The following is a 14,074-nucleotide window of genomic DNA, read 5'->3' on the forward strand; positions in this document are numbered from 1 at the left end:
GTACGTTCGTTTCTTTTACTTTACAATAGTTATTTTGTTATATATCCCTAGAAAATGCAAGTCCTATCGCTAATTGTGGTACAATTTCCCTTTACATTGTAATGACAATATCATATTTTTAAATAGTAACCGATATACAGTTATGGTAAACTATTAGTACCTGCTATCAAAGGAGTGTTTCAATAATGACATTTGTTGTTATTATACTTAGCTACTTAGTTGGATGTTTCCCAAGTGGCCTTGTGTTAGGTAAGTTATTTTATAAAAAAGATATTCGACAATTTGGAAGTGGCAACCTGGGTGCTACAAATACATTTAGAGTATTAGGAAAAAAAGCTGGATTTATCGTGATGTTTTTAGACATCTTTAAAGGTTTTATTGTAGTTTTCTTCCCAATATGGTTTAATGTAGATATTCCTAGCATATTTGTAGGTATTTGTGCGGTAGTCGGTCATGTATTTCCAATATTTTTAAAATTCAAAGGTGGAAAAGCCGTTGCAACAAGTGCAGGTGCAGTTCTAGGTGTACATCCGATACTATTAATTATACTAGCTATTATATTCTTTGTAATTCTATATTTAACTAAATATGTATCATTATCTAGTATTGTAGCGGGCATAAGTTGTTTTATAGGTGCTATTATCATTGGTGATATACCATTCTTAATCGTATCTATTGCAATATTGGTTATACTACTCGTCAGACACCAATCAAATATTATAAGAATATTCAAAGGACAAGAACCAAAAATCAAATGGATGTAAAGGAGAATGCACTATGAATTTAGAAATTACTGAAAAAGCTATCGAATGGTTTAAAGACGAATTAGAATTCAATGATGATCAAGCCTTACGATTTTTCGTTCGTTATGGCGGTGAATTTCAGTTAAAACAAGGCTTCTCACCCGCATTTACTGTAGAAGAATTAAGTTCTTCTGAAGTTGGTTTTAAAGACGTGAAAAACGATATTCCATTTTTTATTGATGAAAAAGATTTATGGTACTTCGATGATAATGACTTAGTAATTGATTTAAATGACAATGGAGAAATTAAATATGAAGTCAAAGCTTCAAGATAAACTATAAAAGCAGATGTATTTCGTGTATTTAGCGAAACACATCTGCTTATTTATTATAGTTTACGATCTACACCTTGTTCAGTTTCTTCGTGAATTTTTAAATATGCATTATGCCATTCAGGGAAACTTTTATCTAGTCTAATTGGTCTGTTTGAACCTTTTTTCAAGCATACATGTGTTGTAGATCCTGTTGACACAACTTCTCTTTGTTCATTTAATATCTCGTAAGAATAAATTGATCTTATTGGTGAATAATGAGAAATCCACGTTTTAATGATAACTTTTTCTGGATATGTTATAGACTTTTTATAAGTAATATTCAAATCAACAACAGGAGAAATAATACCTGCATTTTCCATATCTGCGTAACTAAAACCTGCTTTATAAATGTAGTCTGTTCTTGCTACTTCAAACCAAATGGCATAATTTGCATGATAAACAACGCCCATTTTATCCGTCTCTGCATATCTAACATCTATTGGTGTTTCACTATAAATCATGATTCAATCCCTCTTTCTAAATTCCTTAACCTAATCATAACATAAATATAATTACGCCTGTGATTATATTCTTTTAAATACATATATTAAATGTTTATATAAAAAGCAGTAGACATTCAATTTACAAAGAATATCTACTGCTCTTATATGAATTAGCTTTATATTATTGTGCTAGTTTGTTTCTTAATACCATTTGTAGAATGCCACCGTGTCTGTAGTAGTCAATTTCAACTTCAGAGTCGAATCTTGCTAAAGCTTCAAATTCAGTAACTTTACCGTCTTCGCTTGTAGCTGTTACTTTAAGAATATCACGTGGTTTAACACCTTCATGAATATCTACTGAAATTGCTTCTCTACCTGTTAAACCTAAGCTATCTGCTGAGTCACCTTTTTTAAATTGTAAAGGTAATACACCCATCATAACAAGGTTAGAACGGTGAATACGTTCATAACTTTGAGCAATAACTGTTTTAACACCTAAAAGATTTGTACCTTTAGCTGCCCAGTCACGAGAAGAACCCATACCATAGTCATTACCAGCAAGCACACATAAACCAATACCATTTTCTTGATATTTCATTGAAGCATCAAAGATAGGCATTACTTCTTCTGTTGGCCAGTAAGTTGTGAATCCACCTTCAGTTCCAGGTGCTAATTGGTTCTTAATACGAATGTTAGCAAAAGTACCTCTCATCATAACTTCATGGTTACCACGACGAGAACCGTATGAGTTAAAGTCTCTAATTGCTACATCATGGTCTTGCAAGTATTTACCAGCTGGTGTATCTTTACCGATTGCACCTGCAGGAGAAATATGGTCAGTTGTAACTGAGTCACCAAATTTACCCATTACTCTTAAATCACTTAAAGGTTGAATATCTTTTGGTTCTTTAGATAAACCTTGGAAGAATGTAGGGTTTTGGATATATGTTGAACTTGGATCAAAGTCATATAATGGTTGATCTGTCGTTTCAATTTGATTCCAAACTTCATTAGATTCAAATACTGTTTTGTATTCTTCTCTAAATAATTCAGGTGTAACAACTGATAATACAGTGTCTCTAACTTCTTCAATTGATGGCCAGATGTCTTTTAAGTATACATCTTCACCATTAGATCCTTTACCGATTGGATCGTTTTGTAAATCGATATCAACAGTACCAGCTAATGCATAAGCAACAACTAATTGTGGTGATGCTAAGTAGTTAGCTTTAACTAATGGATGAATACGACCTTCGAAGTTACGGTTACCAGATAATACTGAAGTAACAAGTAAGTCTTCTTCAGCAATCGCTTTTTCAATTTCAGGTAATAAAGGACCTGAGTTACCGATACAAGTTGTACAACCATAACCAACTAGGTTGAATCCAAGATCATCTAAATACTCTTGTAATCCAGCATCGCGTAAATAACCTGTAACAACTTTTGAACCAGGTGCCAATGAAGTCTTAACGTAATCTGGTACTTTTAAGCCTTTTTCGATTGCTTTTTTCGCTACTAAACCTGCACCTAACATTACATATGGGTTAGAAGTGTTTGTACAAGAAGTAATGGCTGCTATTGCAATGTCACCAGTCTTCATTGAAGTCTTCGTACCATCTTGTAATTCAATATCTACAGATTTATCAAACTCTGATTTATCGAAACCATGACCTTGGTTACCTGCAGGTGCAGTCACTGAATCAACAAATGATTTTTTCATGTCGCTTAATTTGATTAAATCTTGTGGACGTTTAGGACCAGATAATGATGCTTCAACTGTTGATAAATCTAGATCTACAACATCTGTATATGTTGGTTCTACATTTTCAGCATTGAAGAACATATTGTTTTCTTTTAAGTATTTCTCTACGACATTAACTTGTTCTTCAGAACGTCCAGTTAAACGTAAGTAACTTAATGATTCATCATCTACTGGGAAGAAACCACATGTAGCACCATATTCAGGCGCCATGTTAGCAATTGTTGCTCTGTCTGCTAATGGTAATTTTTCTACACCAGGACCAAAGAATTCAACAAATTTACCTACAACACCTTTTTTACGTAACTCTTCAGTTACACGTAAAGCTAAGTCAGTAGCTGTTGTACCTTGTGGTAATTCGTTTGTTAATTTAACACCGATAACTTCAGGAACTGGGAAGTATGAAGGTTGTCCAAGCATACCTGCTTCGGCTTCAATACCACCTACACCCCAACCTAATACACCAATACCGTTGATCATTGTTGTATGTGAGTCAGTACCTACTAAAGTATCTGGGTAAGTTACTAATTCATTTTCTTCTTCTCTAATGTGTACAACGCTTGCTAAGTATTCCAAGTTAACTTGGTGAACAATACCAGTAGCTGGTGGTACAGCACGATAGTTATCAAATGATTTTGTTGCCCAGTTTAAGAATTGGTAACGCTCGATATTACGTTCGAATTCTAATTTCATATTCATTTCTAATGAATTTGGTAATGCATAGCTATCTACTTGTACAGAGTGGTCAATAACTAAATCAACAGGTACTTCAGGGTTGATTTTAGAAACATCTCCACCAACATCATCCATAGCTTTACGTAAAGAAGCTAAGTCTACAACTGCAGGTACACCTGTGAAGTCTTGTAGAATAACACGTGATGGTTTAAATGGTACTTCTGCATTAGCATCGTTAGATTTACCCCATTTTGCTAAATTCATAATATGTTCTTCTTTAATGACACGTCCGTCAAATTGTCTTAATACTGATTCTAATAATACACGAATAGAATAAGGTAGTTTATCAACATTAGATAAACCTAATTCGTCTAATGTTTTTAAGCTATAAAACGTGTATGTTTTGCCGTTCAATTCAAAAGATTTTTTAGATTGTTCTTTTAAACTTGAGCTCATTATTTGTTCCCCCTTTAAAATTGTGCAAGTTAATGCTTCATATACAATTGTATAATCAATACTTTAGTAAAACAATACATTGCACTTAAAAATGAATGTATTTATCATTCAAGTTTATAATAGGATACTATAAGTTTTTCTTATGTATTTTTAAATATACATAATTTTTAGTTATTAATTGATAATGATTATCAACTATATATAAAAATAGGCTGAGACATCAATTTGTCTCAGCCTATCACTTATATTAATCTTCCATTTCTCTTGCTAAACGACGTTGTTCTTTTAGTTCTTGTTCATATTCTCGTTTAGATTTTTCTACATATTCTTTCATACGATGTTTATTCGGTGTAATTGATAATCCAAGATATTTTCTTTCTTGGTTTGCATCTTTGTAGAAAGCGACAATCATCATAATAATAATGAAACTAAACGGGAATGCTGAAATAATTGCAGCTGATTGTAATGCATTTAATCCAGTATCTCCACCAGATAATAATAATACAAATGCAATAAGTGATTGCGCAACACCCCATACAATCTTAACTCTTCCTGATGGTTCTAATGATCCATATGTTGTCTGCATACCTAGAACGAATGTTGCAGAGTCTGCAGAGGTAACAAAGAATGTACAGATTAATGCTAATGCAATAATAGATAGAATCGCACCCATTGGTAATTCATTAAATACACCAAACAGTTGTGTTTCTGTAGTCATTTTGAAGACTTCTGGTGTTGACTTACCAACTTCAATACCTGTTACACCAAATACACTGAACCAAATAAAACTAATGATTGTTGGTACTAGCATAACACCTAAAATAAATTCACGAATTGAACGTCCTCTAGAAACGCGGGCAATAAATATACCTACGAATGGACTCCAACTCATCCACCAACCCCAATAATAAAGCGTCCATGAATTTAACCATTCACTCTTTTGAGGATTTAATGGTGCGACGTCAAAACTATTGAATAAGAATGAATCAAATAACGCACCAGTTGATGATGTGAACATATTTAATATTAAAACTGTAGGACCGATAATTAATGTAACGATAAGTAAAAGTGAAGCTAAAACAATATTTAAGTTACTTAAATATTGGATACCTTTACTAAGTCCACTCCACGCACTCATTAAGAATAAAATCGTTACAATAACGATGATGATACCTTGTATAACGATATTATTTGGAATTCCAAATAAATATTCTAATCCACCATTGATCTGTAAAGCACCCATACCTAATGATACGGCAACCCCTACAACAGTTGCGAATACTGATAACACATCAATAATGATACCTATAGGACCATCTACTCTGTCCCCTAAAATTGGTCTTAATGTTTTAGATAATAAACCAGGTTCACCTTTTCTAAATTGAGAGTATGCTAATGCTAAAGCAACTACTCCGTAAATTGCCCAAGCATGGAAGCCCCAATGTAAGAATGTAGAACGCATAGACTCAGTCATCGCTGCTTTAGTTTCTGGATCAGCATTCGGTGGTGAAACAAAGTGAGACATTGGTTCAGCTGCACCATAGAACACAAGTCCGATACCCATACCAGCACTGAATAACATTGCAAACCAAGAAATCGTATTAAATTCTGGTTTATCATGTGGTCTACCTAATTTTAACTTTCCAATTGGGCTAAATATAATGAATACACAGAAAAATACCATACCAATTGTGATAATCATGTAATACCAACCAAAGTATTTTGAAATCCATGCACTGATATTACCAGTTATTTCACCAAAGTGAGTCGGAAAAATAACACCAAGTGCAACAATGATTGCAACAACTATGGCACTAATTGTAAAAACATTTGAAACTTTTCTTCCATTTGGATATGTTGGAATATTGGCCATTATAATTCTCCTTTCAAAATAACAAACTTTAAATTATGTATTCCCGTTTTAACTTATTTTATTCGTGATATTTTCAAATAGGTGATATATGAAAACAGCAACATTCAACACTTTAACAAATATTACACCTAAAATCAAATTGACTATTTCTTTTTGTGCCATATTCATGTATGATAAAATTCGATAAGGAGGTGTTTGATATGTCATTATTAAAAGAATTTAAAGACTTTGCTTTGCAAGGTAACGTTTTAGATTTAGCAATCGCCGTTGTTATTGGTGCTGCCTTTAACAAAATTGTTACATCTTTAGTTGAGAACGTCATAATGCCACTTATTGGATTAATTTTTGGAGAAGTAGACTTCGCTGAAAAATGGTCATTAATGGGTATCAAGTACGGTCTATTCATCCAGTCTATCATTGACTTCTTAATCGTCGCATTCGCACTATTTGTATTCATCAAAATTGCAAATACTGTTATGAAAAAAGGCGAAGAAGAAGAAGAAGTTGACGAACAAACTGTATTACTTACAGAAATCCGCGACGCTTTACGCGAAAAGTAAGTTTTACATAATTAAAAAACCATCGATTATTGATTGTTCAATAATCGATGGTTTTTTATATCTTTATTAATCTTCTACTGGACCTTCTTCTACTAATGTTTTAACATCAGCTACAATTTCAGATTTAGGGAACTTCTTATCCCCAGCATCCTGTCCGCTATATGATTTAATAATCTTTCCATTCTGATCTATTAAATAGAAACTTGTACCATGTGTAACTTGTGTACTACCTTTTGGTGGTGGCGCCACAATTGATTTAAAGTTATCTTGTGCGTATTGTTTAATAAATTTGAAATCGTAATTCGTTAATAACGTCCATTTATTATCTGGTACATTATATTGTTTAACGTAATTTTTAAGTTTTTTCGGTGTATCGTTTGCTGGATCCACACTAAAACTTAATACCCCATAATTTTTAACGCCATCTTTTTCAAGTTGATCAATGACAGTACTCATATTGTATGTCATTGGCGGGCATACTGTTTCACAATTCGTAAAGATAAAGTCAGCTATATACACTTTCCCTTTCATATCTTTTTGTGAAAATTTATGTCCATCTTGATCAGTTACATTGAATGACTGCATTTTATTGCCAAATTGACTGTCCGGTTCAATTGCATTATTACTACATGCACTCATTATCATCATCATACTTGCAACCAATATTAGAAATATTCCCTTTTTCATCCTAACACTCCCATAACTCTGTTAGTTAAAATATATCAAATAAAAATCACAACTTAAATACACAATTTAATCTATTTATGTCTTTGATGTGTCATTCAATTATTTGAGAATGCTGTTGTACTTAAAAATCCATTCTTGTTTACATTTAATATTATAGGAATTCTTGTCTTTAATTCAGATACGTGAGAAATAATACCTACTAAACGACCGGACATTTGGATATTAACGAGTGTATCGAGCGCAGTTTCTAAAGTTTCAGCATCTAACGTACCAAATCCTTCATCGATGAACATCGATTCTAAATGAATAGCACCCGCTTCTTGCTGCACAACATTCGACAATCCTATCGCTAATGACAACGACGCTTGGAATGTTTCCCCGCCTGATAATGACGTAATATGTCGCGTTCTATTTGAAAATCTATCAAACACTTCTATTTCCAAACCACTTAATCCTTGTGATTTCTCTTTTCTACGCACGAGCTGATAACGATTATTCGTCATTTTAAGAAAATGTCTATTTGCATTATCTAATATATGGTTTAAATAATAAATCAGCACATAGTTCTCCAATGATAATTTCTGGCTATTCTTCCCATTCATCGTTCTCGATAAATCAATCATTTTTTCTTGTTCTTTAAGGTCTTGATTAATCTTATCACTCACATAAAGAATTGCTTTAGATTTTTGATCATTTTGTTCAACCTTCAATTGAAGTTGATTCAATTGTTTAAGTAAATTGTTTAGGGAATCTTTAGCACTTACTAATTGTTCTTCCGTATTAGCGATATCAGGCATTTCTTGATCTTTTACCTTTTTACTAAGTTCTTTAACGACCGCTTCAACTTCTATATACTTTTTGTCATATTGCTGAACACTTTCTTCTAATCGATCAATATCCTCTACTTGTAATAACAACTCATCTAACTGAGCATATGAAGAAATGTCATGTTTGTTCATTTCAGCACTTAAATAGTCTTTTGTAGATTTAATTTGTTCTTCAATCATAGATAAACGTTCTTTAACCGTAGCATGTTGCATTTGTAATGTTTGCTTATCATTTTGATATTGTTCTTGTTGTTCATTTAATATTTTCATACTTTGATCAAACTTAGATAATGTTTGTTCTAACGTATTAACTCGTTCAACAAATGATGATACTTCAGTATACCCCGTCTCTTTATTAAAGTACGCTAAATCATTTTCATATGTAGATATTTTATGGTTTAAATCATTTAATTGTAATGTATGTTCTGTTATCTTTTTATCTACAGCATTTATTTCTTTTTGTAGACGTTGAATATGCTGACGATTCTCTTGATAAGTTTTTAATTTACTTACGATTTGTTCAACACTTTCGTTTAATGATGATATATCTTCTTGTACATCCTTAACATCACTTAACTTGTTTAATTGTTCATTCGTCAAATTAATTCTTTCTTGATAAGTCGTAATGTGTTGATTTACTTCTTGTAACTGCTGTTCAACTTCTAATTGTTTCGCTTTTTCTTGTTTTAAGCTTTCAAAATCAACATCTCCATTGATTGTTTCTATGATTGATCCACATATAGGACAATCTTCACCTTTATGAACATGCTTTTGAATTTTCAATATTTCATCTTCCACATTCAATATATCAAACGTCTTTTCAGCATCCATACGTTGTTCTAGTGATGTTTTTTCATTTTCATATTCTACTAATTGACGATTATATGCTTGTATTTTCTCTTCCAACGCTTGTTTATCTGCATACAGCTTTTGTGTTGTTTCTAGACCTTGTAATGTTAACTTCATTGTTTCTTGTTCTTTTAATTGATTTTGCTCATCTTGTTCGTCATAAGTAATGTGTCCAAGTTTACTATTTAATTGCTCTGTTTCCTTCTTATCTTCTTCAATTGCATTATTTAGTGCTTTTTGTTTCTCCTTATGTTTTACCAGGTTTTGTTCTGCTTCTATATATTTATCTATATTTACTTTTATATGTTTAGTATTTTGAACAAATGCTTTATATTCTTCGATTTGTTTATGTTCTTTATGCAGATTATTTATTTGTTGTACAATTGATTCTAATTGTTGTGCATTATCACTTATTTGTTTTTGAAGTACTTCATCATTTTTTAATTCGTTTGTATGGTTAGTTTCTTTATCTTTAAGTTGATGAAATTGATATGTTAAAGACTGTACACTTTTTAAGTATTTGACTTGTTTCTTTAAATCATTGATTTCTTTTTCTTCATTTTTCAACTGATTTAATTCTGCTTCTTTAGCTTTTAATGTTTCAAAGTTTTCTTTTAATGCTTTCTCATGTTCAAAGACATTTTCAATCTCACTAACTTGTTGCTGCTGTTTAGCTTTCAAATCTGTTAGTTCTTTTAACTTTTCTTGTCCTACCGCTTCATATGACGTTAATGCATCTTGAATCACTTCATAACGATAGCCTTCAACTTGTTTATGTTCTTGTAACGCTTCGTCATCAAAATCATGCATGTCATTTAAATATTGTGTGATTTTTCGATAGTGACTTTCGATTAATGCGATTTCTTTCTTCATTTCTAGTTCTAATTGTTCTTGTAACGACTCAAAACGATTACTATCGAATAGTGTTCTTAATATACTTCTTTTATCTGTGCTGTTCGAAACGAGAAACTGTTTGAATTCACCTTGCGGAAGAATCAATATTTGTCTAAACTGCTTAACATTCATATGTAATAACGCTTTTAAATAATCATTGCTTGTATTAATACTTTTCGTTTCTAATGACCACTTATCATTTATTTTTTTATATACTTCAACAGTTGCATTCGTTGGGTTTTTATTACCTTCTTTAATGTATTTCACAGTTCTTACGACGCTATATTGTTCATTTTTAATTTCAAATTCAAATTCTACTTTTGTAGGTAACTTAGGATCAGCAAAATGGCTTCGCAAATCAACTTCTTCACGCGATTCTGTCGATGTCTTACCAAACAAAGCATAAACCATCGCATCAAAGATCATCGTCTTTCCTGATCCTGTTTTACCACATATTAAAAATAATTGTGATTTAGATAAATGTGTAAAATCAACTTCCTCATTTATAAATGGTCCAAAATATTGCATCTTTAATAATAAAGGTCTCATCTTATTCTCGTGCCCCCTTATTTAAATCACTTTCTAACAATGCGATGATTTTTTCTTTTTTTATGCCTTCTAACGGTTCACCCGCTACATGATCATAAAATGATTCAATAATTTCTAAATCCGTCAAAGTATGAACATCCACATATATTTCATCATTTGCAACTTCATAATCTTGCCTAGATATTTGAAGTGTATTAGGATATATACTTCTTATCTTCATAAGTGGATCTGTCACATGGTCCATATCAGACAATTTAAAGTGAAAATAGTCTTCACGATGTTTAATGTCTAATTTTTCATGTATGACATCTTCATAACTTGCTTGTATCACTTGAAATGCTCTTCTAGGTTCTATTGGAATAAATGACTGTTTAAATGATTTATAACCAAAATCAAATAGTCTATATCCTTTAGATTGATTTGCCTCTGAAAATGAATATTGCATTGGTGTTCCAGAATAAAATATGTAATCAGACTTTATCGCAAACGGGTGATGTAAATGACCTAATAATACAGCATCGAATATTTCAAATGTATCGGCACTGACTGTCTCTATTGTTCCGATAGATAATGGTCTTTCAGAGTCTGTCGATTCACCACCAGCAACGAATAAATGACCTATTAAAATATTCGTTTCATCTTCTTTTATAACTTCTTTCATTTTATGAACAATAAATTCAGTCGCTTCCTGATGTGTATGAATATCTTTTACTTCAAACACATGTCTAATATCAGCGGGTGTAAAGTAAGGCATTACGTATATATTGACATCATTCACTTTAATAGGTTCAAGTAACTGATCATATCCCGTAATAATATTTAAGCCTGTTTTTTCGAACCATCTCTCTCCATAGTTTAAACGTTCTTTACCATCATGATTTCCGCTTATAGCTATTACTGGCGTGTTAAGTTCTAAGTTGATTGTTGAAAGCGCATCTTCAAGAACAACCATCGACTCTTTATTGGGATAGTGTAAGTCGTATAAATCACCGCTAATGACAACAATATCTGGTTGATGTTCTTTAATTGCATCGAATAATTTTGAAAGTATAAACTTTTGATCTTCTATTAATGATTGACCATTGATGGTTTTACCAATGTGCCAATCAGCAGTATGTAAAATTTTCATTTTAAAGCTCCTTTTATAATATTTATTAGACAGGTTGAAACGCTTCATTTATACTAAATCTAAGGAGTGATTTCATTGAGTAACGCATTTATATTTTTTATTATTTTATGGTGCATCGTATTTATTTCGTTACTTGCAATCGGTGGATTCTTTATGTTTCGTAAATTCTTAAAACGTATGCCTAAAGATAATGGTATGAGTGAACTTGATTGGCAAGACTACTACATTAATAAAGCTTTACCATTATGGAATGATGAAGCACGTAGTTTATTAAACGAACTCGTTTCACCTGTTCCAGAATTATTTAGGGATGTTGCGAAAGAAAAGATAGGTGGACGTGTCTCTAAAATTGCATTAGAAGAACATGCCACAACAATCGAACTTGACCATATCATGAGAGGATATATCGTAGCAACACCAAAAAGAGATCACAAATTCATGAAGAAAAAGCTAACCGAACTTAATATAGATTATACACCATATTTAAAATTGTTCGAATTAGCTGATGATGAGAAGAATAAATTTTCTATCTTTGATCATAGAGAAGAAATTTCAAATGCAAAAACAACGCACACTCAATAATTGAGATGTGCGTTGTTTTTTTAATTTACAATTGGCATACGGTCTTTTAATTTTTTATATTTTACATACATGGCTATTCTCCAAGGTACAATCATACTAAATGCGAGTAAGAAAAACATACCTGCTAATTGACCTGGATCGATTGAATCACTTAAGAAAAATTTACCGACTGATCTAATGATTAATAACGATATTAAAATAACCGGAAATAATTTAGAACGTTTCATATAAATTTCTGATCCTTTAACTTCAAAGTTAGAAGTAAAGATAAGAAATAGAGAAAAGAACAAACCAACTAAAATTGCTTCTATAATTTCACTGCCATTTAATCTAAAGTACGGTACAACATACATCAATGCACCTGTAGCCATAAAAAATGGCGGTAATACGATCTTTTTAGCATTCGTTGGATAATTTTGTGCTTTCATTCTAACAACAATAACTGCCAATCCCATTAAAGCTGCTATTACAAATGAAAAAAGGAAATACATATCTAAAACCCCTTATAAGTACGAAATATCAATATTATTTAATTTAAACCTAATGATTGGAAGAATATCGTGATCTCCGTTAATAAATCAAAGAACAGTAATATTCCCATAATTATCATAATTATACCACCAAACTTCATGATAGCAACATTGTACTTTTTAATAATTTGTAATTTAGTTATAAAGAATGTCAGTACGAAAAATGGTATGCTGAATCCTAATACATATAACAACATATAAAGTAATGCTTGTGATGAATTAGTAGCAGCTAACGTACCAATCGCTGCAATAATCGGACCATTACATGGTGTCCATCCTGCAGCAAATGCCATACCAATAAGAAAAGTACCTATATAACCTGTGGGTTTCGTCTTGAAATTTATTTTACGGTCTTTCATTAAAAATTGTGGCTGGAATACGCCTAATATAATGAGACCAAATACAATAATAATAATGGCACCTAATTGCCTGATCAACGTTTGATAATTAATCAGCATACCAGAAATATATCCTATACCCATTCCAAGTATCATATATATAACACTAAAACCAAGCAAAAAGATAATCGTATGTAGGATTGCATTACGACTAAGTCCTTTAGTTTTGATGTCGTCATAACTCATGCCTGTTATATAAGAAATAAACGCTGGATAAATAGGTAATACGCAAGGAGATACGAAACTTAATATGCCTGCACCAAAAGCTACAAATACTGTGATTTCCACAATGATCCCCCTCTCACTCATATTCTATTTTATCAAATAACAATTAAGTTAAAACACCTTTATTTGAACAATAAGTGAAAACTTAAACAAAATAAGAAACGAGCCTTAGACTGTAGTGTACGTCTGAGACTCGTTTAAAAATATCACGGTTATACGTTTTATTTTTACTTATGATTAATATAAGATTATTTAATTTTTTGATCCATATTCTTATTCATCATTGTCATCATTTGATTAATTTTCTTTTGAGATGGTTTTTGACCCATTTGCATCATCATCATACGTAACATTTCTTCGTTAATTGGTGGATTCTTTTTCAAGTAATCCATCATATATTTACGTGCAAGGAAGAATCCAAGTGCAAGCCCACCGATTAATGCCACGACGATTAATAATATTGCTAACCACGTTGCCATTATTTCACCCACTTTCTGTATCCTATAAAAGTTTACTAAATTC

At 31.7% G+C, this 14,074-nt stretch carries 13 protein-coding genes; 4 read left to right on the forward strand and 9 right to left on the reverse strand.

Annotated features, from left to right (window positions below):
* The first annotated feature begins 182 nt into the window (after positions 1 to 182).
* The gene (gene plsY / locus LQ694_RS05350; RefSeq protein ID WP_048543123.1) at positions 183 to 764 is read left to right on the forward strand and encodes a glycerol-3-phosphate 1-O-acyltransferase PlsY; all 582 of its coding nucleotides are present in this window, start codon (positions 183 to 185) and stop codon (positions 762 to 764) included.
* A gap of 13 nt (positions 765 to 777) precedes the next feature.
* The gene (locus LQ694_RS05355) at positions 778 to 1,077 is read left to right on the forward strand and encodes a HesB/YadR/YfhF family protein (protein ID WP_048543125.1); all 300 of its coding nucleotides are present in this window, start codon (positions 778 to 780) and stop codon (positions 1,075 to 1,077) included.
* A 53-nt stretch (positions 1,078 to 1,130) separates the two neighbouring features.
* On the opposite strand, the gene menI is transcribed toward LQ694_RS05355, so the two are convergent.
* The 3 genes from menI to LQ694_RS05370 form a co-directional block, all read right to left on the reverse strand.
* The gene (gene menI / locus LQ694_RS05360) at positions 1,131 to 1,577 is read right to left on the reverse strand and encodes a 1,4-dihydroxy-2-naphthoyl-CoA hydrolase MenI (RefSeq protein ID WP_058591322.1); all 447 of its coding nucleotides are present in this window, start codon (positions 1,575 to 1,577) and stop codon (positions 1,131 to 1,133) included.
* 163 nt (positions 1,578 to 1,740) lie between these two features.
* Positions 1,741 to 4,449 carry an aconitate hydratase AcnA gene (gene acnA, locus LQ694_RS05365; RefSeq protein ID WP_048543131.1) on the reverse strand — a complete coding sequence of 903 codons (2,709 nt, stop codon included), beginning with the start codon at positions 4,447 to 4,449 and terminating at the stop codon, positions 1,741 to 1,743.
* Between the two features lie 247 nt (positions 4,450 to 4,696).
* Positions 4,697 to 6,322, reverse strand: a complete 1,626-nt coding sequence (locus LQ694_RS05370) for a glycine betaine uptake BCCT transporter (protein ID WP_096791396.1) — start codon at positions 6,320 to 6,322, stop codon at positions 4,697 to 4,699.
* Positions 6,323 to 6,522: 200 nt separating this feature from the next.
* Here LQ694_RS05370 and mscL point away from each other — a divergent pair, with 200 nt between their 5' ends.
* Entirely contained in the window at positions 6,523 to 6,882 is a 360-nt protein-coding gene (gene mscL / locus LQ694_RS05375; protein ID WP_025905918.1) for a large conductance mechanosensitive channel protein MscL, read from the forward strand.
* A gap of 66 nt (positions 6,883 to 6,948) precedes the next feature.
* On the opposite strand, the gene LQ694_RS05380 is transcribed toward mscL, so the two are convergent.
* The 3 genes from LQ694_RS05380 to LQ694_RS05390 form a co-directional block, all read right to left on the reverse strand.
* Positions 6,949 to 7,569 (reverse strand): SCO family protein, encoded by a 621-nt coding sequence (locus LQ694_RS05380; RefSeq protein WP_239771841.1) that lies wholly within the window; start codon positions 7,567 to 7,569, stop codon positions 6,949 to 6,951.
* 95 nt (positions 7,570 to 7,664) lie between these two features.
* Positions 7,665 to 10,688: an exonuclease subunit SbcC gene (sbcC, locus tag LQ694_RS05385; RefSeq protein ID WP_239771843.1), complete on the reverse strand. Its 3,024-nt coding sequence runs from the start codon at positions 10,686 to 10,688 to the stop codon at positions 7,665 to 7,667.
* Position 10,689: 1 nt separating this feature from the next.
* Positions 10,690 to 11,817, reverse strand: coding sequence for an exonuclease SbcCD subunit D (locus LQ694_RS05390; RefSeq protein ID WP_218696588.1), 1,128 nt, complete (start codon positions 11,815 to 11,817; stop codon positions 10,690 to 10,692).
* 75 nt (positions 11,818 to 11,892) lie between these two features.
* Between LQ694_RS05390 and LQ694_RS05395 the strand changes: the two genes are divergently transcribed.
* Positions 11,893 to 12,399 carry a DUF2621 family protein gene (locus LQ694_RS05395; RefSeq protein WP_025905909.1) on the forward strand — a complete coding sequence of 169 codons (507 nt, stop codon included), beginning with the start codon at positions 11,893 to 11,895 and terminating at the stop codon, positions 12,397 to 12,399.
* A 20-nt stretch (positions 12,400 to 12,419) separates the two neighbouring features.
* Here the strand turns inward: LQ694_RS05395 and LQ694_RS05400 are convergent, their stop codons facing one another.
* The 3 genes from LQ694_RS05400 to LQ694_RS05410 all read right to left on the reverse strand — a co-directional run bounded on the left by LQ694_RS05400 (position 12,420) and on the right by LQ694_RS05410 (position 14,031).
* Positions 12,420 to 12,890, reverse strand: coding sequence for a CcdC family protein (locus tag LQ694_RS05400; protein WP_025905907.1), 471 nt, complete (start codon positions 12,888 to 12,890; stop codon positions 12,420 to 12,422).
* Positions 12,891 to 12,928: 38 nt separating this feature from the next.
* On the reverse strand, positions 12,929 to 13,615 hold the full coding sequence (locus tag LQ694_RS05405) for a cytochrome c biogenesis CcdA family protein (protein WP_078104443.1): 687 nt from the start codon (positions 13,613 to 13,615) through the stop codon (positions 12,929 to 12,931).
* Positions 13,616 to 13,800: 185 nt separating this feature from the next.
* Positions 13,801 to 14,031, reverse strand: a complete 231-nt coding sequence (locus LQ694_RS05410; RefSeq protein WP_025905903.1) for a YneF family protein — start codon at positions 14,029 to 14,031, stop codon at positions 13,801 to 13,803.
* Between the last annotated feature and the right edge of the window lie 43 nt (positions 14,032 to 14,074).

It is taken from the genome of Mammaliicoccus sp. P-M58, from assembly GCF_022386165.1.
In the GTDB taxonomy this organism is placed as follows: domain Bacteria; phylum Bacillota; class Bacilli; order Staphylococcales; family Staphylococcaceae; genus Mammaliicoccus; species Mammaliicoccus sciuri.

What these genes read in the sequence shown, in the direction of transcription:
- LQ694_RS05355 (WP_048543125.1), top strand. Translation starts at nt 778, where the DNA reads ATGAATTTAGAAATTACTGAAAAAGCTATCGAATGGTTTAAAGACGAA.
- menI (WP_058591322.1), bottom strand. Translation starts at nt 1,577, where the DNA reads ATGATTTATAGTGAAACACCAATAGATGTTAGATATGCAGAGACGGAT.
- acnA (WP_048543131.1), bottom strand. Translation starts at nt 4,449, where the DNA reads ATGAGCTCAAGTTTAAAAGAACAATCTAAAAAATCTTTTGAATTGAAC.
- LQ694_RS05370 (WP_096791396.1), bottom strand. Translation starts at nt 6,322, where the DNA reads ATGGCCAATATTCCAACATATCCAAATGGAAGAAAAGTTTCAAATGTT.
- mscL (WP_025905918.1), top strand. Translation starts at nt 6,523, where the DNA reads ATGTCATTATTAAAAGAATTTAAAGACTTTGCTTTGCAAGGTAACGTT.
- LQ694_RS05380 (WP_239771841.1), bottom strand. Translation starts at nt 7,569, where the DNA reads ATGAAAAAGGGAATATTTCTAATATTGGTTGCAAGTATGATGATGATA.
- sbcC (WP_239771843.1), bottom strand. Translation starts at nt 10,688, where the DNA reads ATGAGACCTTTATTATTAAAGATGCAATATTTTGGACCATTTATAAAT.
- LQ694_RS05390 (WP_218696588.1), bottom strand. Translation starts at nt 11,817, where the DNA reads ATGAAAATTTTACATACTGCTGATTGGCACATTGGTAAAACCATCAAT.
- LQ694_RS05400 (WP_025905907.1), bottom strand. Translation starts at nt 12,890, where the DNA reads ATGTATTTCCTTTTTTCATTTGTAATAGCAGCTTTAATGGGATTGGCA.
- LQ694_RS05410 (WP_025905903.1), bottom strand. Translation starts at nt 14,031, where the DNA reads ATGGCAACGTGGTTAGCAATATTATTAATCGTCGTGGCATTAATCGGT.